This is a genomic window from Methyloversatilis sp. (assembly GCF_051861465.1).
In the GTDB taxonomy this organism is placed as follows: Bacteria; Pseudomonadota; Gammaproteobacteria; order Burkholderiales; family Rhodocyclaceae; genus Methyloversatilis.
The window spans coordinates 1-16,611 of sequence record NZ_JBHYCQ010000006.1 but is presented as its reverse complement, the minus strand read 5'-3'; the positions used below and the strand labels follow the sequence as shown (position 1 = coordinate 16,611).

General features: G+C 66.3%; 16 protein-coding genes. 5 read left to right on the top strand and 11 right to left on the bottom strand.

Features of this window, described 5'->3' with window-relative positions; translation table 11 throughout:
* Nucleotides 1-2 precede the first annotated feature (2 nt).
* From ACTIFF_RS09865 to ACTIFF_RS09855, 3 genes are all read right to left on the bottom strand, one after another.
* Nucleotides 3-200 carry a hypothetical protein gene (locus ACTIFF_RS09865; protein ID WP_439536668.1) on the bottom strand — a complete coding sequence of 66 codons (198 nt, stop codon included), beginning with the start codon at nucleotides 198-200 and terminating at the stop codon, nucleotides 3-5.
* 95 nt (nucleotides 201-295) lie between these two features.
* Entirely contained in the window at nucleotides 296-700 is a 405-nt protein-coding gene (locus ACTIFF_RS09860) for a hypothetical protein (RefSeq protein WP_439536667.1), read from the bottom strand.
* 49 nt (nucleotides 701-749) lie between these two features.
* Nucleotides 750-914: a DUF1328 domain-containing protein gene (locus ACTIFF_RS09855; protein ID WP_439536666.1), complete on the bottom strand. Its 165-nt coding sequence runs from the start codon at nucleotides 912-914 to the stop codon at nucleotides 750-752.
* A gap of 311 nt (nucleotides 915-1,225) precedes the next feature.
* Between ACTIFF_RS09855 and ACTIFF_RS09850 the strand changes: the two genes are divergently transcribed.
* A complete protein-coding gene (locus ACTIFF_RS09850) occupies nucleotides 1,226-1,765 on the top strand; it encodes a ferritin-like domain-containing protein (RefSeq protein ID WP_439536665.1) in 540 nt (179 codons plus the stop codon).
* 96 nt (nucleotides 1,766-1,861) lie between these two features.
* Here the strand turns inward: ACTIFF_RS09850 and ACTIFF_RS09845 are convergent, their stop codons facing one another.
* The gene (locus ACTIFF_RS09845; RefSeq protein ID WP_439536664.1) at nucleotides 1,862-2,545 is read right to left on the bottom strand and encodes a PRC-barrel domain-containing protein; all 684 of its coding nucleotides are present in this window, start codon (nucleotides 2,543-2,545) and stop codon (nucleotides 1,862-1,864) included.
* 301 nt (nucleotides 2,546-2,846) lie between these two features.
* On the opposite strand from ACTIFF_RS09845, the gene ACTIFF_RS09840 reads away from it, so the two are divergent.
* A complete protein-coding gene (locus tag ACTIFF_RS09840) occupies nucleotides 2,847-3,575 on the top strand; it encodes a Crp/Fnr family transcriptional regulator (protein ID WP_439536663.1) in 729 nt (242 codons plus the stop codon).
* Here ACTIFF_RS09840 and ACTIFF_RS09835 read toward each other — a convergent pair.
* From ACTIFF_RS09835 to ACTIFF_RS09820, 4 genes are all read right to left on the bottom strand, one after another.
* Nucleotides 3,568-5,982, bottom strand: coding sequence for a phosphoketolase family protein (locus tag ACTIFF_RS09835; RefSeq protein WP_439536662.1), 2,415 nt, complete (start codon nucleotides 5,980-5,982; stop codon nucleotides 3,568-3,570). The two genes, ACTIFF_RS09840 and ACTIFF_RS09835, sit on opposite strands and share 8 nt — an antisense overlap.
* Nucleotides 5,979-7,082 (bottom strand): transaldolase, encoded by a 1,104-nt coding sequence (locus ACTIFF_RS09830; RefSeq protein WP_439536661.1) that lies wholly within the window; start codon nucleotides 7,080-7,082, stop codon nucleotides 5,979-5,981. The genes ACTIFF_RS09835 and ACTIFF_RS09830 overlap by 4 nt, the downstream gene beginning before the upstream one ends.
* 132 nt (nucleotides 7,083-7,214) lie before the next feature.
* Nucleotides 7,215-8,405: an acetate/propionate family kinase gene (locus ACTIFF_RS09825; RefSeq protein ID WP_439536660.1), complete on the bottom strand. Its 1,191-nt coding sequence runs from the start codon at nucleotides 8,403-8,405 to the stop codon at nucleotides 7,215-7,217.
* Nucleotides 8,406-8,552: 147 nt separating this feature from the next.
* Nucleotides 8,553-9,245 (bottom strand): BON domain-containing protein, encoded by a 693-nt coding sequence (locus ACTIFF_RS09820; RefSeq protein WP_439536659.1) that lies wholly within the window; start codon nucleotides 9,243-9,245, stop codon nucleotides 8,553-8,555.
* Nucleotides 9,246-9,477: 232 nt separating this feature from the next.
* On the opposite strand from ACTIFF_RS09820, the gene ACTIFF_RS09815 reads away from it, so the two are divergent.
* Together ACTIFF_RS09815 and ACTIFF_RS09810 are read left to right on the top strand one after the other, a co-directional pair.
* Nucleotides 9,478-10,347: a transglutaminase-like domain-containing protein gene (locus ACTIFF_RS09815; protein WP_439536658.1), complete on the top strand. Its 870-nt coding sequence runs from the start codon at nucleotides 9,478-9,480 to the stop codon at nucleotides 10,345-10,347.
* 333 nt (nucleotides 10,348-10,680) lie between these two features.
* Nucleotides 10,681-11,277, top strand: a complete 597-nt coding sequence (locus ACTIFF_RS09810; RefSeq protein ID WP_439536657.1) for an IMPACT family protein — start codon at nucleotides 10,681-10,683, stop codon at nucleotides 11,275-11,277.
* Between the two features lie 169 nt (nucleotides 11,278-11,446).
* Here ACTIFF_RS09810 and ACTIFF_RS09805 read toward each other — a convergent pair whose 3' ends face one another.
* The 3 genes from ACTIFF_RS09805 to ppsR form a co-directional block, all read right to left on the bottom strand.
* Nucleotides 11,447-12,304 (bottom strand): D-hexose-6-phosphate mutarotase, encoded by an 858-nt coding sequence (locus ACTIFF_RS09805; protein ID WP_439536656.1) that lies wholly within the window; start codon nucleotides 12,302-12,304, stop codon nucleotides 11,447-11,449.
* Nucleotides 12,305-12,324: 20 nt separating this feature from the next.
* Complete coding sequence (locus ACTIFF_RS09800) at nucleotides 12,325-12,756, bottom strand: DUF1841 family protein (RefSeq protein ID WP_439536655.1); 432 nt, start codon at nucleotides 12,754-12,756, stop codon at nucleotides 12,325-12,327.
* A 65-nt stretch (nucleotides 12,757-12,821) separates the two neighbouring features.
* Nucleotides 12,822-13,634 carry a posphoenolpyruvate synthetase regulatory kinase/phosphorylase PpsR gene (ppsR, locus tag ACTIFF_RS09795; RefSeq protein ID WP_439536654.1) on the bottom strand — a complete coding sequence of 271 codons (813 nt, stop codon included), beginning with the start codon at nucleotides 13,632-13,634 and terminating at the stop codon, nucleotides 12,822-12,824.
* Nucleotides 13,635-13,805: 171 nt separating this feature from the next.
* Between ppsR and ppsA the strand changes: the two genes are divergently transcribed.
* The gene (gene ppsA / locus ACTIFF_RS09790; RefSeq protein ID WP_439536653.1) at nucleotides 13,806-16,175 is read left to right on the top strand and encodes a phosphoenolpyruvate synthase; all 2,370 of its coding nucleotides are present in this window, start codon (nucleotides 13,806-13,808) and stop codon (nucleotides 16,173-16,175) included.
* The last annotated feature ends 436 nt before the right edge of the window (nucleotides 16,176-16,611 follow it).

The following is a 16,611-nucleotide window of genomic DNA, read 5'->3' as shown; positions in this document are numbered from 1 at the left end:
TCTTACAGCGACAGGCCGCCGAGCAACAGCGCCGACATCACCAGCAGAAGACTGACGAAGCGCGGCGCCAGAAAGGCGTCGACCGCCTCGGCTGCACAGCGCATGCGATGCATCGGTCCGAGTGCCACGACGCACTGGCTGAGATGATCGTTCAGACGGGTCGGGTCCGGACTGGCGGAAGAGAGGGTATTGGCAGGCATGTGATCTCCCGTGACGTGAAGCGATATGAAGGTTCGACCGGGCGCAGCGCCGACGGCTGCGCGGTCATGGTTGCCGGACGCGGCGATCGACGCTTTCAGTCGCGCGGCTTTCCGGTCCGTCCGACGACCGACAGCAGCAGCGTTGCCACGGCGCCCAGCGCGGCGGCGAACAGCAGGGACCTGACCGGCTTCTGGCGCACGTAACCCAGCGTCGAGTCGGTGGCGCGTACGGCCTGATAGCGCATTCGCTGCGAGCCATCGCGCATCGCTGCCATACCGCGATACTTCATCCCGTCGGCGCGGTGCGCCAGGCGATCGAACACCGGTGCAGCCTGCAGGCGGGCGCTGTCCACACGGTCGGCCAACTGGTCCAGCGTCTGATGGGCGATCTGGTTCGAAGAGCGGACCGCTTCCCCGGCGGTATGGACGAGCGCGTCAGCGAAGCTATCTGCCGCAACAACGGAACCTTCTCGGCGGTCGTTCCTGGTGCGATCGTTCATGGGATACCTGCTTTCTCTGATCAGGGGAGGCCAGCGGCCCGCGAACGCCTCATCCACGACGGACAAGACCGAACACGAAACTTGCAACAGCAAGCACGATGAAGATGAAGAACAGGATTTTCGCGATGCCGGCGGCGCTGGCTGCGATGCCTCCGAAGCCGAACAGCGCGGCGATCAGGGCGATGACGAAGAACACGATGGCGTAATGCAGCATGACAAACCCTCCTCGATGACGATGCTCCCGGCCTCTGACGGGTTGCAGCGCGAAGCCAGGGAAGAAACGGGGTGCGAGGCTCACTTTTCCGAGGCATCCCGCCACAAGGCCTATTGAGCGCTCGGCGGCCGTGACCGTCTGTGCGGTGGCGAACGTGGACCATGGATTGCGCGCTAAGTGTTCCACCGCACGGACCAGGCGGTTTCATCCCGCCAGAGTGGACCGATGTCCGGTCACCCCCGCCCGGGTGGATCGGGTCGGACCCCCGCTTCCACCTCCCCCGCTGTCCCAGACTTTTGCCGAGGAACGCCATGAACACCGAATCACAGCTGTCAGAGGTTGCCGACCTGCGTAAGCGCGCCCGCAAGCATGTCGAGGATGGCGCCGTCACCGCCGGCTACGACGCCGATCGCATGCAGGTGCTCAAGCTGCTCAACGAAGCGCTGGCCACCGAACTGGTGTGCGTACTGCGCTACCGCCGCCATCACTTCATGGCGAGCGGCATTCACTCGCAGTCGGTCGCCGGCGAGTTCCTGACGCATTCGAAGGAAGAACAGGGGCACGCCGACGAACTGGCCGGACGCATCGTGCAGCTGGGCGGCTCACCCGATTTCTCGCCCGATACGCTGACCGCGCGCAGTCATGCCGAGTACGTCGAGGGCGGCACACTGGCCGAAATGATTCGCGAAAACCTGGTCGCCGAGCGCATCGCCATCGACAGCTATCGAGAATTCATTCTCTACCTGGGTGAGCAGGACCCGACCACGCGTCGCATGCTCGAATCGATACTGGCCGTGGAGGAGCAGCACGCCGACGAACTGGCCGATCTGCTGCAGGGGGTGGCGGTGTAAGGGCCGATGTCCCCGACGCCCTGTTCCTGGATGACGACGGGGCCGGGACAGGCAGCGCCTGTCCCGGCCCCCTGTGCAGCCGCAAGGCTGCCGCGTTCAGAGCTTCGAGTCGTCCGAATACGGACGGGTGCCGTAATAGTCGTGGATCTGCTGCGACCACGACTGGTCGGCCATGTCGGGCCAGCAGTCCTGATTGAAGCCCGGCGCGCCTTCGAGGCGTTCCTTGGCGACGTCGAGCGTGAAGCGCTTGTTTTCGGTGTCGAGCGTCAGCGCGCTCCACGGCACGGCAAAAAGCTTGTCGCCGATGCCGAGAAATCCGCCGAAGGACAATACGGCATAGCTGACCCTGCCGTTGCGCATGTCGAGCATGATTTCCTGAATGTCGCCGAGGTCATCGCCTTCCTTGTTGAACACGTCGTTGCCCATCAGCGTGTCAGCCCCCATCAGGCCCGGCCCGGGGCCATGGCGCATGAGCGGTCCCGGTGCGGCGCCTTCGCCTTTGTACATGCCGTGCTTGTCCCTGTCTTGGTAGCTCATGGTCGTCTCCTCTGGTTGATGCTGCTGTGCAGCGTGGTCGAGCCCGGTGCAGGGCTCGTCTTTCGGGTCGCCGTAGCCCGCCTTGATGCGACGGATCAGCCGGCGAACCCTGATGCGGTGGCGCCGCAGCAGGCCGGGGTCGAAGCGGGGCACCTCAGGGGGCGAGTGAGCTGGCCCCACAGGCGACGCCTCCGCCTGGCGCGGTTGAGCGGCATGCAAGGCAACTCGTTGATTCGGCTGCATCCGGAAAACCTCCGTCGGATCGGTCGCCCCGGGAAGCACGTCGGGGCAACAGGGTCAGAAGCGATGCAGTGCATGATGAACAGGGGGCCCTTCGGGGTCTGTACGGTGTCGCACCCCCGGCAGGCGGCGGACAGGAGATGTGGCTATACTTTCATCGCACTTCGGCGCCCCGACCGCATGTTGTTGAAGGCTGCAGCGCCTTTCGCTTCATCCGCGTGATGCGGTTTGAACAGGCTCCCTGCCCCACCTTGACCGACCTTGATCGATACGCGATCGGGGCCTCCACACGAGACCGCTGAAGATGCAAATGAAACCTCCCACTGTTTTCGCCCGCACCAACGAACTGCTCGCCGCGCTGCCCGATGCCGAATGGGAACGCTGGCTCCCGAACCTCGAACCGGTGGACATGCCGCTGGGCAAGGTGCTGTACGAGGCCGGCACGCGCCTCAGCCACGTGTACTTTCCGGTCACGGCCATCGTGTCGCTGCTCTACGTGATGGAAGACGGCGCCTCGGCCGAAATCGCCGTGGTCGGCAAGGAAGGCCTGGTCGGCGTATCGCTGTTCATGGGCGGCGAATCGACGACCAGCCGTGCCGTGGTGCAGAGCGCCGGCGAGGGTTATCGCCTGAAGTCCAACCTGATGATGGTGGAGTTCAACCGCGCCGGACCGGTGCTGCACCTGCTGCTGCGCTACACGCAGGCGCTGATCACGCAGATGGCCCAGACCGCCGTGTGCAACCGCCACCATTCGCTCGACCAGCAGCTGTGCCGCTGGCTGCTGCTGAGCCTCGACCGGCTGCCGACCAACGAGCTGGTGATGACGCAGGAACTGATCGCCAACATGCTCGGCGTGCGTCGCGAAGGCGTGACCGAAGCGGCCGGCCGGCTGCAGGAATGCGGTCTGATCAGCTACCGGCGCGGCCACATCACCGTGCTCGACCGCGCCGGGCTGGAACAGCGCACCTGCGAGTGCTACGCCGTCGTGAAAACCGAGTACGACCGGCTGTTGCCGGCGCTCAAGGCTACCTGAGGGGAACATCAGGCGGCGTGGCCAGCCAGCGCCAGTTGCGGATGTCCGGCAGGTCTTCGCCATGCTCGGCGATCCACGCCTTGTGGGCGGCGATGCTGGCGCGATGCCTTGCCTTGGCCTCATCCACCTGATCGGCCAGCCGCGGAATGCGGCAGATCGCGTCGAGCGCGAGCTGGTAGCGGTCCATGTGGTTCAGCACCACCATGTCGAACGGCGTCGTGGTCGTGCCCTCTTCCTTGTAGCCGCGCACGTGCAGCTTGTCGTGATTCGTTCGCCGGTAGGTCAGACGGTGGATCAGCCAGGGATAGCCGTGGAAGGCGAACACGATGGGCGCATCGCAGGTGAAGAGTGCGTCGAACGCCGTATCGCTCAGGCCGTGCGGATGTTCGGACGCCGGTTGCAGCGCCATCAGGTCGACCACATTGACGACGCGGATGCGGATGTCGGGCACGTACTCGCGCAGCAGCATCACCGCGGCGAGGGTTTCCAGCGTCGGCACGTCGCCGGCGCAGGCCATCACCACATCGGGTTCGCGTGCGTCCGTGCCATGCTCAGTGCCTGCCCAGTGCCAGATGCCGGCGCCGATGGCGCAATGCAGCGCGGCGGCTTCGGCGTCGAGCCACTGCCATTCCGGCTGCTTGCCGGCAATCATCAGATTGACCTGATTGCGGCTGCGCAGGCAGTGATCGGCAATTGACAGCAGACAGTTGGCATCGGGCGCGAGGTAGATGCGCACGACATCCGGGTTCTTGTTCGCGACGTGATCGATGAAACCCGGGTCCTGGTGCGAAAAGCCGTTGTGGTCCTGCCGCCACACGTGCGAGGTCAACAGGTAGTTGAGTGACGCGATCGGTGCGCGCCACGGAATGTCGTTGCACACCTTGAGCCACTTGGCGTGCTGGTTGAACATCGAATCGATGATGTGGATGAACGCTTCGTAGCACGAGAACAGGCCGTGGCGGCCGGTCAGCAGATAACCTTCCAGCCAGCCTTCGCACAGGTGTTCGCTCAGCACGTCCATCACCCGGCCATCGGCCGACAGGTCGATATCGACCGCTTTGCACTCTGCCATCCAGGCCTTGCCGGTCACCTCGATCACCGCGCCCAGGCGGTTCGACGCGGTTTCGTCCGGCCCGAACACGCGGAAATTGCGCGCCTGCAGATTCGCGGTCATCACCTCGGCGAGAAAGCTGCCCAGCACGCTGGTGGCGCTGGCCTGGACCGCGCCGGGCGCGTCCAGTGCGACGGCGAAGTCGCGCCAGGGCGGCATGCGCAGCGGCACCCGCAGCAGGCCGCCGTTGGCATGCGGGTTGGCGCCCATGCGACGCGAGCCGGACGGCGCAAGGCTGGCAATCTCGCGGTACAGCGCGCCGGTGTGATCGAACAGCTCCTGCGGCCGGTAACTGTGCAGCCAGTCTTCGAGCTGGCGAACGTGTTCCGGCTTGCTGAAATCGGTGATCGGCACCTGATGCGCGCGCCACGTGCCTTCGGACGGCAGGCCATCGACCTCGGCCGGACCGGTCCAGCCCTTGGGCGACTCGAACACCAGTACCGGCCAGCGCGGTCGCGGCGGCGGCACCGGGGCATCGACGGCGCGTGCGGCGCTCTGGATGGCGCGGATGTCCGCCAGCACGGCGTCCAGCGTGTCCGCCATCTGGCGGTGCATCGTCATCGGATCATCGCCCGACACGAAATGCGGCGCGTAACCGTAGCCACGCAGCAGATCGGCCAGTTCATCGCGACCGATGCGTGCCAGCACTGCCGGATTGGCGATCTTGTAGCCATTCAGATGCAGGATGGGCAGCACCGCGCCATCGCGCGCCGGATTCAGGAATTTGTTGGAATGCCAGCTGGCGGCCAGTGCGCCGGTTTCCGCCTCGCCGTCGCCGATGACGCAGGCGACGATCAAGCCGGGATTGTCGAAGGCGGCGCCATAGGCGTGCGCCAGCGAGTAACCCAGCTCGCCGCCCTCGTGGATCGAGCCGGGCGTTTCCGGTGCGACATGGCTCGGAATGCCACCCGGCCACGAAAACTGGCGAAACAGCGCCTGCATGCCAGCGCGGTCCTGCGTGATCGCCGGATAGGTTTCGCTGTACGAGCCTTCCATATAGGTCGACGCGACCAGCGCCGGCCCACCGTGCCCCGGACCGATGATATTGATCAGGTCGAGGTCGTGCGCCTTGATCAGCCGGTTCAGGTGCACGTAAAGAAAATTCAGCCCGGGCGTGGTGCCCCAGTGGCCGAGCAGGCGCGGCTTGATGTGTTCGCGCGTCAGCGGCGTTTCGAGCAGCGGATTGGCACGCAGATAGATCTGCCCGACCGACAGGTAGTTGGCGGCACGCCACCAGGCATGCATGCGGACCAGCAGTTCTTCGCGCGGTGCGCGGTGCAACAGCGCGGCGGTCACGATACGGCCACCCGGGGCGTGAGTGCGGTGCCAGGGCTGGCGCGGCTTTCGATGCGCTTGAGCAACTGCCGCCAGGCCTTGGCGAACGCGCCCACGCCATCGCGCTGCAGCCGGTCTGCCAGCACTGCGACCTTCACGCCTGCGGCATCGATGCGCGCGATCACCGCGTCGCAGTCGCCGCCGTCGTCGGGCATCACGGGCTGCGGCCGGCCGTGATCGGCGAACGCCAGCAAGGTGGCTTCAGGCAAGGTGTTGATGCTGCCGGGCGCGATCAGCGCATCGACATACAGGGTGTCGGACACGGCCGGATCCTTGCTGCCGGTGCTCGCCCACAGCAGGCGCTGCGGCAGGGCACCGCCCGCCAGCGCCGTCTGCCAGCGCGGCGACGCAAGCGTGTCGACACGGCTGCGCCACACCTGGCGGGCGACCGCGATGCCGAGCCGGTTCTGCAGCGACACCGAAATCACGCTGTTGGCCGCCACATCCCAGCGGCTGACGAACAGCGATGCCACGGTGGCGACCTTCGGATCGAGCCCGGCCGCAATGCGCCGTTCGATGCCGCGCAGGCAGGCGTCGTTGGCGGCCAGATACTGCTCACGCGAAAACAGCAGCGTCACATTGACCGGAATGCCGGCGAATACGGTGTGCTCGATCGCCTGCAAGCCTTCCGGCGTACCCGGAATCTTCACCAGCAGGTTGGCGCACGCGGCATCGGCATGGATCTGCCGCGCCGCGGCGACGGTGGCCGCACTGTCGGCAGCGAGCAGCGGCGACACCTCCATCGACACCCAGCCGTCGGCGCGACCGCTGGCGTCGAAGCACGGGCGCAACAGCGCCGCCGCACGCCTCAGGTCGGCCAGCGCCAAGCCGGCAAACAGCGCTTCGCCGGACAGACCGTCGCGCGTACCGGCGCGGATGTCTTCGTCGTAGGCGCCGCCCTCACCCAGTGCGGCGTCGAAAATCGCCGGATTCGACGTCAGTCCGGTGATGGCGTACTGGTCGATGTAGCGCGCCAGCCGCCCGTCATCGATCAGGGTGCGGCTGATGCTGTCCAGCCAGAGACTCTGGCCGGCGTCGCGCACGTGCTGTAGTGCCGTCATGCAGGCTCCCCGTGTATCACTTCCGCCTGCCGGGCCAGATGTCCCCGGCAGCAATCGTCAGGATCAGCCTGCGCGGGCCACACCGGATGGTCTGTGCGCTGACGCACCCGCATCGGTGCGCCGGGCAGGCATTCAGATTTCCAGCAGCGCGCTCGCCTGCTGGGCGATCACCCGCGCCTCATGGGTCGGAATGACCCAGGCCGATGCGCGACTGCGCGGCGTGCTGATGCGGGTCTCGCCCGCGTCGTTGGCGCCGGCCGACAGCTCGATGCCGAGCCAGGCCGCGTCGCGGCACACGCGTTCGCGGATCTGCGCACTGTGCTCACCGACGCCGGCAGTGAACACCAGTGCATCGAGACCGCCGAGCAGCGCGACCATGCTGCCCAGCTCGCGCGTGATCGCATGGACATACAGATCGATGGCGAATCGGGCAGCCGGCTCGGTGCTGGCTTCGAGCACCCGCATGTCGCCTGAAATGCCGGAGGCGCCCAGCAGTCCCGAGTGCTCGTACAGCAGGGTCTGGACCTCATCCGGCGTCATGCCCAGGCCGCGTATCAGATGCAGCACGGCGCCCGGATCGATGCGGCCGCAGCGCGTGCCCATCACGAGGCCGTCCAGAGGCGTCATGCCCATGGTGGTCGCCACGCTCTTGCGGCCGCGCATCGCGCACAGGCTGGCACCGTTGCCCAGGTGCGCCACCACGACGCGCCCACCGGCCAGTGCGCCCAGGTGCAGCGGCAGCACGCCGGCGATGTACTCGTACGACAGGCCGTGAAACCCGTAGCGCCGGACGCCGGCGTCCTGCAACGGCTGCGGCAGTGCGTAGGCCTGCTCGACAGGCGACCGGGTGGCGTGGAAGGCGGTGTCGAAGCACGCGATCTGCGGCACGTCGGGCCAGCGTGCCGCTGTGGCGCGCAGCGCGGCCAGGCAGTGCGGCTGGTGCAGCGGCGCCAGCGGCACGAAGTGCTGCAGCTGCGCCAGCACATCGGGCGTGACGCGCAGGGGACGCGCGAAGGCCGACCCGCCATGCACGACGCGGTGCGCGACCGCATGCGGACCGTCCGGCCATTCGGGTCCGGCGATGCAGTCGAACAGTGCGGCCAGTGCGCCGGCGTGGTCGGCGGCCAGATCGCCGGTCGGCTGGAGCACGCGCTGCGTCATGCAGCCGCCCAGCCGGTCATGGACGACCAGCTGAGGCGCACGGCCCAGCCCTTCGATGTGGCCCTGCATGCCGCGAACGGGCTGCACGCCCGAAGCCAGCTCGAACTGCGCGAAGCGGATGCTCGAAGAACCGGCATTGATGACCAGCAAGGATGTTTTCAAGGTGACGCGCGACGCGGTGGATGAGCAGACATGACGAAAGCGCAGGCCCCGACACCGCGCGGCAGCTGCGCCTTCACTGAGATGCCGGACCGGACAGCCATGAGGCGTTGCGTCATGAAGCCGTTGGGCGCAGCAGCTTCGTACCGTTCAGGCGGCGATCGTGATGTTGTCGGCCACCTTGTTCACGCCGGCAGCACTCCACGCGGCACGTCGCGCCAGTTCGCGTTCCGGCGCGCTCGACACCTGACCGGTCAGCGTGGCCTGCGAGCCCGTGACGGCAACGTCGATCGGCTTGGCACCGGCCGTCGCGCAGCGCTTCAGTGCGGCGGCGATGTCGGACTGCACCGTGGCGTTGCACGAACGCGGCGTGAGCACCAGATTGTTGCTGACATCGGTCACGCCCTGCAGACGGCTCACGGCGGCATTGGCGGCGTCGATCTGGTAGGCCCAGACCACATCGCCGCTGAGCGACATCATGCTGTTGTCAACCTTGACCTTGACCGAACCCTTCGGCAGACCGGCCATCCAGTACAGCGCGATCTCGGCGTTGCGGGCGACCTCGGTGTCATCGCGACCTTCGCCCTTGACCAGTTCAACCTTGATTTTGGACACCAGCGACACAACGCCCGACACGCGCTGTGCGGCGCACCCGGCGTGCCACTTGTCGGCAAAGGTCGCCAGGTGGCCGCCCAGCGTGACGACGCCGTCCTTGACCTTCACGCTCACGTCGTCAGCCTTGATCGACGGATCCCATTTCAGTTCGGCCTGCCATCGGCCAGCAGTTGTTCGTCGGTCTTCATGTTGGTGTGCTTCATGTTGTTGCCTTTCCTCGTTGTTCAAGCGAGGACTGTGGGCGTGCGGCGTGCCGGTGTATGTACGCCGGCACGCATAGCGGGCCGGCTCGTTTCAGCACGGTCACTGTTCGCCAGCGAACGGAAACCCGCCGTGGCACGCGTCATGCTTCGCTCTTGGCAGTGCTGTGACAGATCCGCTGCCGGCAAACCGCCGCGTTCTACCCTTTCCGACAACCTCCCGGGTCGCGCACGCGACCCCACCCCGCGGAGCCCGCACCATGATCCGCATCGAATTGCAGATTGAACTGAATTACCAGATCGACTTTCAAGGCGCCGACTTCGTCTTCAACATCCATGTCGCGCAAACCGCCAGCCAGACCGTGTCGGGCGAAGTCCTGACGCTGAGCCAGCCGATCGAGCCGCACATCCACGTCGATCCGCTGACCGGCAACCGCTACATGCGGCTGCGCGCCGAGCCCGGACCGCTCACCGTTTCGTACCAGGCGACGGTCGATCTGGTGCACCACTGGGCCGACCCGGCACAGCTGGCCGAAGTGCCGGTGCACCGCCTGCCGCCTGAAGTGATGGGCTACATCTACCCCAGCCGCTATTGCCAGTCCGACCGGCTGATCCGGCTGGCGACGCGCGAATTCGGCAGCATGTGGCAAGGCCACAGCCGGGTGCAGGCGATCCGCGACTGGGTGCTGAGCCACGTCGCGTTCACGTCGAACAGCTCGAATTCGAGCACCTCCGCCGTCGACACCGTGATCGAGCGCGTCGGCATCTGCCGCGATTTCGCTCACCTGATGATCGCGCTGTGCCGCGCCATCAACATACCGGCCCGCTTCGTGACCGGCACCGACTATGGCGCCGACCCGATACTCGGCCCGCCGGACTTCCACGCCTACGTCGAGGTGTATCTGGGCGACCGCTGGTACATCTTCGATCCGTCCGGCACCGCCATCCCGATGGGCCTGGTACGCCTGGGCACCGGTCGCGACGCCGCCGACGTCGCGTTCGCCACGATTTTCGGCGGCGTGCTGTCGCAGGCCCCGTTCATCCGCGCCACCGCGGTAGACGATCCGTCGCGCAACATGGTGCTGCCGCAGCACTGCCACGAAGCGCTATCGACCGACGGCATCGGCTGAGCGTTATACGGGGCACGCGCAGCGATCCCGATATCGCTGCGTGAGCGGCTGTGGGATGGGCTGTGGGATGGGCTGTGGGAGCGGCGGCCTCGCCGCGATCGTGCCGCGACTGTCGTTGTGCGGAGTGCGTATCGCGGCGAGGGCGGAGCGGGGGTTTCGGCGAGCTCTGCTCGCCGCCCGCAGAGCCGGCCAGCCATGCAGGGCCGGCAGTGGATCGCCGCTCCCACAAAAAACATCAATGCTCGCCGCTCTCACAGGCTGCCGCGCCCGCCGGTACAGCTCCAATAAAGGCCGACCCCACAAAGCCCGGCGCTGCCGGTAAGCTGCGCCGCCATGTCGAACACCCTTGCCGCTGCGGTTCACAGCGAACTGCTCATCAAGAAGAGTCGTTTCATCGGTTGCGTCGAGCCGATGCGCGACCGCGCGGCGGCGCAGGCGCGGGTGATCGAGCTGTGGCGGCAGCATCCGGGGGCGACGCATGTGTGCTGGGCGCTGCTGGCCGGGGGGCAGTCGGCAGCGGTCGATGACGGCGAACCCAGCGGCACCGCCGGTCGGCCGATGCTCGAAGTGCTGCGCCATCAGGATCTGGAAGGCGTGCTGGCCACCGTCGTGCGCTACTACGGCGGCATCAATCTCGGCGCGGGTGGCCTGGTGCGCGCCTACACCGACGCAGTGGCGCAGGCGCTGCTGACGGCGACCAAGGTGCCGCTGACCCGTCGCATCACGCTGCGCTGCACCCTGCCCTATGCACTCGAAGGCACGGTGCGGCGCGAAATCGAAGCGGCCGGTGCCACGCTGGGCGCGGTGAGCCACGGCTCGCTGGTCGACATGCGCATCAGCCTGCCCGAACCCGCGGCCGCAGCCTTCATGACGCGCCTGAACGACGCCACGCAGGGACGCATCGGCTGGATCCGCGACGACGCCGGCTGAGCGTCAGTCCGGCCTGACCGCCCGGACAGAACGTGCCTTCACCGCAAATATAGCGCGGCACATCCCTCACGCCGCTCAATGCAAGCACCCACCCCCGGCAAGCACACCGCCCCTTGCACCTTGCACCTTGCACCTTGAATCTTGCATCTTGAATCTTGCATCTTGCATCTCAAGCAGCGACCAGCGTATGCAGGCCGCTCCACAGCGCGCCGGGCGCCAGTTCGAGCGGCTTGTCGGCGAGCGCCGGTTCGAGGCATAGAAAATGGCGGAAGTCGCGGTCCGGCAGGTCGGTCAGCGCGCGTGCCTTGTGTTCCCAAGGATTCCACACGACGAGATCCGGAAAGCCGGTGCTCTGAAGCCCGAGCGCGCGGCCGGGTTCGTTCAGCACGACGCTGTCGGGTGCGCCGACATACACGCGGTCGATTTCGTCCTCGACCACCACCGCATCGAACTTGTCCTGCGTCGCCCGGTCGCCCGCGGTCGCGTCCAGGTAGCGCTTGCCGCGCAGCCCTTCGACACGGCAGTTTTCGACTTCGCCGACGCGCAGATAGGTGTGCAGTGCGGCGGCGAACACGAAAGGCGCCTCCCCGGTGTTTTCGGCGCTCAGTTCGAGGTCGAGCCGGTTGCCGCTCAGCATGACGGTCAGTTCGAGCAGGAAGGCATGCGGCCACAGTGCGCGCGTGGCCGCGTCATCCTGCAGCGTCAGCGTGACGGTGACGAAATCGGCGGCCGCCCGTTGTTCGGTCAGTTGCCACACGCGAGTGCGCGCGAAGCCGTGGCGCGGCCCGTCGCCGCGCGCCGCGAACTGCGGAAAGATGACCGGGATGCCGCCGCGGATCGCCGCCTGCCCGTCGAAGCGCGCCTCGGGCGACAGGTAGAGCCGCTCCTTGCCGCCGGCCGGGACCCACGACAGGATGTGACCGCCGAACAGGCTGACGACGCAGCGCGCGCCGTCAGCCGCTTCGAGCGACAGCGCAGGCTGGCCGTGGAATTCGGTGGGAAGGATGTGTCCGGTCTTGTCGGTCATGGTGTCGCCAAAGTAAGCATTCAGTCGTCGAGCCCGGCGCGCACGCAGGCCACATAGGCCGCGCCATCGGGCGGCTGGCGATCGCGCTGGGCGCGCCAGATGCTCTCGCCCAGGCAGTCGAGCACCCGGTGCAGCGCCTCGTGCTCGTCACCCATCTTCGCGCGCTGTGCCTCGAAGGCGGCGCGCAGCCCGGGAGGCTGGTCGATGGCGAGTTGTTCCTCGATCGCCAGGTGCAGCGACAGGTGCAGGAAAGGATTCGTCTCGCCCAGTTCCGGCGGATATTCGCGCGTCAGCGCGCGTTCGCCCTGGTCGAGCAGCGCGTGGTATTCCGGGTGGCGGCCGATCAGCGTCAGCGCGATGATTTCCATCTGCGTCAGCGGCTGGCCGCTGTCGCGCTTGGCCCAGGTGTCGAGAAAGAACTGCCGGGCCTGGTCGCGGGTGGGATTGAACATGGGGTGGAGCGGGATCGTGCGGGCGGTCATTGCACCACAAAGCGCCGCCTGGCGTCATCGGCGCGTCAGCTGTCGTCTTCGACATGCACCGCCTGCAGCACGACAGCGGCAATCTCCTCGATCGACTTGTGGGTCGATTCGAGCCAGCGTATGCCTTCCATGCGCATCAGCTTCTGCGCCGCATCGACTTCAAAGCGGCAATTGGAGAGCGACGCGTACTGACTGCCGCGCCGCCGCTCTTCGCGGATCTGCGCCAGCCGTTCGGGCGCGATCGTCAGGCCGAACAGCTTGGCGCGGTACTTCACCAGTTCGGTCGGCAGCTTGCCGCGCTCGAAATCTTCCGGAATCAGCGGGTAATTGGCGACCTTCACGCCGAACTGCATCGCCATGTACAGGCTGGTCGGCGTCTTGCCCGAGCGCGATACGCCAACCAGGATCACGTCGGCCTTTTCCAGTTCCTTGTGCGACATGCCGTCATCGTGCGCCAGCGAAAAATTGATCGCCTCGATGCGGTTCTGGTAATCGGCGCTTTCTTCCAGACCCTTCTGCCGGCCGACGTTGTGATTCGCGGCCTGCCCCAGTTCGTCTTCCAGCGGCCCGACGAAATGTTCGAACAGATCGAGGAAGAGCGCATCGGCCTGGCGCACGGTGCGCGCCACCTCGGCATTGACGATGGACGTGACCACGATGGGCCGCACGCCGTCGCGCATCTGCGCCTCGGTGATGCGTTCGACGCAGTCGAGCGCGTTATCGACCGAATCGACGAAAGGCACGCGGGTGTGCCTGAACTTCACGCCCTCGAACTGCGAAAGCAGGCTGCGGCCGAGCGTTTCGGCGGTGATGCCGGTGCTGTCGGAAATGAAGAAGACGGTTCTCATGATGTGTTCTGATCCAGTTCGGTGCGCAAACCGCACAGTCCGCGCAAAATTTTCCGCAGTGCACCACCGACATTAACTAAAATACCGCGTTTCCGCGCACCCATCCGGTGCATCGGAGAAATGCACGGTCGCCGCAACAAGCGATCGCCCCATGTTCAAGAGAGGATACCCATGTCTCGCTACGTCATCCCGTTCGAACAGCTGCGCATGACCGACGTCGAAAGCGTCGGTGGCAAGAATGCGTCACTGGGCGAAATGATCAGCCAGTTGCCCAAGTCGGTGCGCGTACCCGGCGGCTTTGCCACCACGGCAGAGGCCTTCCGCGAGTTTCTCGCACAGGACGCACTGGCCGATCGCATCCACGCCGCTCTCGAAGCGCTGGATGTGGATGACGTGAATGCCCTCGCGCGCACCGGCGCGCAGATCCGTCAATGGATGATGGACACGCCCTTCCCGGCCGCACTCGAAGCCGGCATCCGCGCGTCGTACGCCGAGCTGGATGCCGCCGGCAACGGCTCGTTCGCGGTGCGCAGCTCGGCCACCGCCGAAGACCTGCCGGACGCGTCCTTCGCCGGCCAGCAGGAAACCTTCCTGAACATTTCCGGCATCGACAACGTGCTGCACGCGATCCGCGAAGTGTTCGCCTCGCTCTACAACGACCGCGCGATCAGCTACCGCGCGCACAAGGGCTTCATGCACGCGGGTGTCGCGCTGTCGGCCGGCGTGCAGCGCATGGTGCGTTCGGACAAGGGCGCAGCCGGCGTCATGTTCACGCTCGACACCGAATCGGGCTTCCGCGACGTCGTGTTCATCACGTCCAGCTACGGCCTGGGCGAGACGGTCGTGCAGGGCGCGGTCAATCCGGACGAGTTCTACGTGCACAAGCCCATGCTGGCCCAGGGTCGCCCGGCGGTCATCCGCCGCACCCTCGGCAGCAAGATGATCAAAATGGAATTCACCGCCAGTGCGTCGGCCGGCCGCAGCGTGCAGACGGTCGATGTGAGCGACGCCGAGCGCCAGCGCTTTTCGCTGACCGACGAACAGGTGCTCGAACTGGCGCGTTACGCGATGACGATCGAGGGGCACTACGGCCGCCCCATGGACATCGAGTGGGGCCTGGACGGCATCGACAGCCAGCTCTACATCCTGCAGGCGCGTCCGGAAACCGTGAAGTCGCACGAGTCCGGCATGACGCAGCATAAATTCCGCCTCAAGCAGTACGGCAAGGTGCTGGCCAGCGGCCGCGCCATCGGCCAGAAGATCGGCGCCGGCCCGGTGCGCATCGTCGAAAGCGCGACCGAGATGGACAAGGTGCAGGCCGGCGACGTGCTCGTCACCGACATGACCGACCCGAACTGGGAGCCGGTCATGAAGAAGGCCGCCGCCATCGTGACCAACCGCGGCGGGCGCACCTGCCACGCCGCCATCATCGCGCGCGAACTGGGTATTCCGGCCATCGTCGGCTGCGGCGACGCGACCGAAACGCTGACCGAAGGCGAACTGGTCACCGCCAGCTGCGCCGAGGGCGACACCGGCAACATCTATCGCGGCCGGCTCGATTTCGAAGTGGTCACGTCAGACCTGTCGAACCTGCCCGACCTCGATCTGAAGATCATGATGAACGTCGGCAACCCCGAACTGGCCTTCGATTTCGCGCAACTGCCGAACGAAGGCGTGGGTCTGGCGCGGCTCGAATTCGTCATCAACAACACGATCGGCATCCACCCGAAGGCCATCCTCGAAATCGACCAGGCACCGGCCCGGTTGCGCGAGGAAATCCGCCGCCGTGCGCGCGGCTACGCGAACCCCGAAGCCTTCTTCGTCGACAAGCTGGTCGAGGGCGTGGCCACCATCGGCGCCGCCTTCTGGCCCAAGCCGGTCATCGTGCGCCTGTCCGACTTCAAGTCGAACGAATACAAGAAGCTGCTCGGCGGCGACATCTACGAGCCGGACGAAGAGAACCCGATGCTCGGCTTCCGCGGCGCGTCGCGCTACATCGCGCACAGCTTCCGTGACTGCTTCGAACTGGAATGCCGCGCCATGCGCTACGTGCGCAACGAGCTCGGCCTGACCAACGTCGAAATCATGGTGCCCTTCGTGCGCAATCTGGGCGAAGCGGCCGAAGTGGTGAAGCTGCTCGGCGAGCACGGCCTGAAGCGCGGCGAGAACGGCCTGCGCCTGATCATGATGTGCGAAATCCCGTCCAACGCGCTGCTGGCCGAGCAGTTCCTCGAATACTTCGACGGCTTCTCGATCGGCTCGAACGACCTGACCCAGCTCACGCTCGGCCTCGACCGCGACTCCGGCCTCGTCGCCGGCGCCTTCGACGAGCGCGACCCGGCGGTCAAGATGCTGCTGTCGATGGCCATCCGCACCGCCAACCGCCTCGGCAAATACGTCGGCATCTGCGGCCAGGGCCCGTCTGACCACGCCGACTTCGCACTGTGGTTGATGGACGAAGGCATCCAGAGCATGTCGCTCAACCCCGACACCGTCGTCGAAACCTGGCTCAAACTCGCCGCCCACGCCACCGAGAAGTAAACACCGCAGTCCCTGCGGGAGCGACGCGCAGCGCTGCTTTGTCTGTACGAATCGCGATGCTCATCGCTCCGGTTGTGGGTACCACGATGCTCGACGCTCCGGCTGTGGGAGCGGCGTCCTCGCCGCGATATGCACTTTGATCAACGGCCATCGCTGCACCGATTACGGCGAGGACGCCGCTCCCACAAAAACTTCGCTGCTCGCCGCCCGCAGAGCCGGCTGACCATGCAGGACCAGCAGTGCATCACTGCTCACACAGGAAAGCAGTGCTACTCGCCGAACACGGCGCCACCGGACCGGAGCGCTGATCCCACAGGACAACTGCACTGCCGGCCAAACAGCGAGCCAATTGACCGGAGGGCTGTGGGAGCGGCGTCCTCGCCGCGATATGCACTTTGATCAACGGCCATCGCTGCACCGATTACGGCGAGGACGC

Excerpts from the sequence above, each read along its gene's own strand:
- ACTIFF_RS09865 (WP_439536668.1), bottom strand. The coding sequence starts at position 200 with ATGCCTGCCAATACCCTCTCTTCCGCCAGTCCGGACCCGACCCGTCTG.
- ACTIFF_RS09860 (WP_439536667.1), bottom strand. The coding sequence starts at position 700 with ATGAACGATCGCACCAGGAACGACCGCCGAGAAGGTTCCGTTGTTGCG.
- ACTIFF_RS09855 (WP_439536666.1), bottom strand. The coding sequence starts at position 914 with ATGCTGCATTACGCCATCGTGTTCTTCGTCATCGCCCTGATCGCCGCG.
- ACTIFF_RS09850 (WP_439536665.1), top strand. The coding sequence starts at position 1,226 with ATGAACACCGAATCACAGCTGTCAGAGGTTGCCGACCTGCGTAAGCGC.
- ACTIFF_RS09845 (WP_439536664.1), bottom strand. The coding sequence starts at position 2,545 with ATGCAGCCGAATCAACGAGTTGCCTTGCATGCCGCTCAACCGCGCCAG.
- ACTIFF_RS09840 (WP_439536663.1), top strand. The coding sequence starts at position 2,847 with ATGCAAATGAAACCTCCCACTGTTTTCGCCCGCACCAACGAACTGCTC.
- ACTIFF_RS09830 (WP_439536661.1), bottom strand. The coding sequence starts at position 7,082 with ATGACGGCACTACAGCACGTGCGCGACGCCGGCCAGAGTCTCTGGCTG.
- ACTIFF_RS09815 (WP_439536658.1), top strand. The coding sequence starts at position 9,478 with ATGATCCGCATCGAATTGCAGATTGAACTGAATTACCAGATCGACTTT.
- ACTIFF_RS09810 (WP_439536657.1), top strand. The coding sequence starts at position 10,681 with ATGTCGAACACCCTTGCCGCTGCGGTTCACAGCGAACTGCTCATCAAG.
- ACTIFF_RS09805 (WP_439536656.1), bottom strand. The coding sequence starts at position 12,304 with ATGACCGACAAGACCGGACACATCCTTCCCACCGAATTCCACGGCCAG.
- ACTIFF_RS09800 (WP_439536655.1), bottom strand. The coding sequence starts at position 12,756 with ATGTTCAATCCCACCCGCGACCAGGCCCGGCAGTTCTTTCTCGACACC.
- ppsR (WP_439536654.1), bottom strand. The coding sequence starts at position 13,634 with ATGAGAACCGTCTTCTTCATTTCCGACAGCACCGGCATCACCGCCGAA.
- ppsA (WP_439536653.1), top strand. The coding sequence starts at position 13,806 with ATGTCTCGCTACGTCATCCCGTTCGAACAGCTGCGCATGACCGACGTC.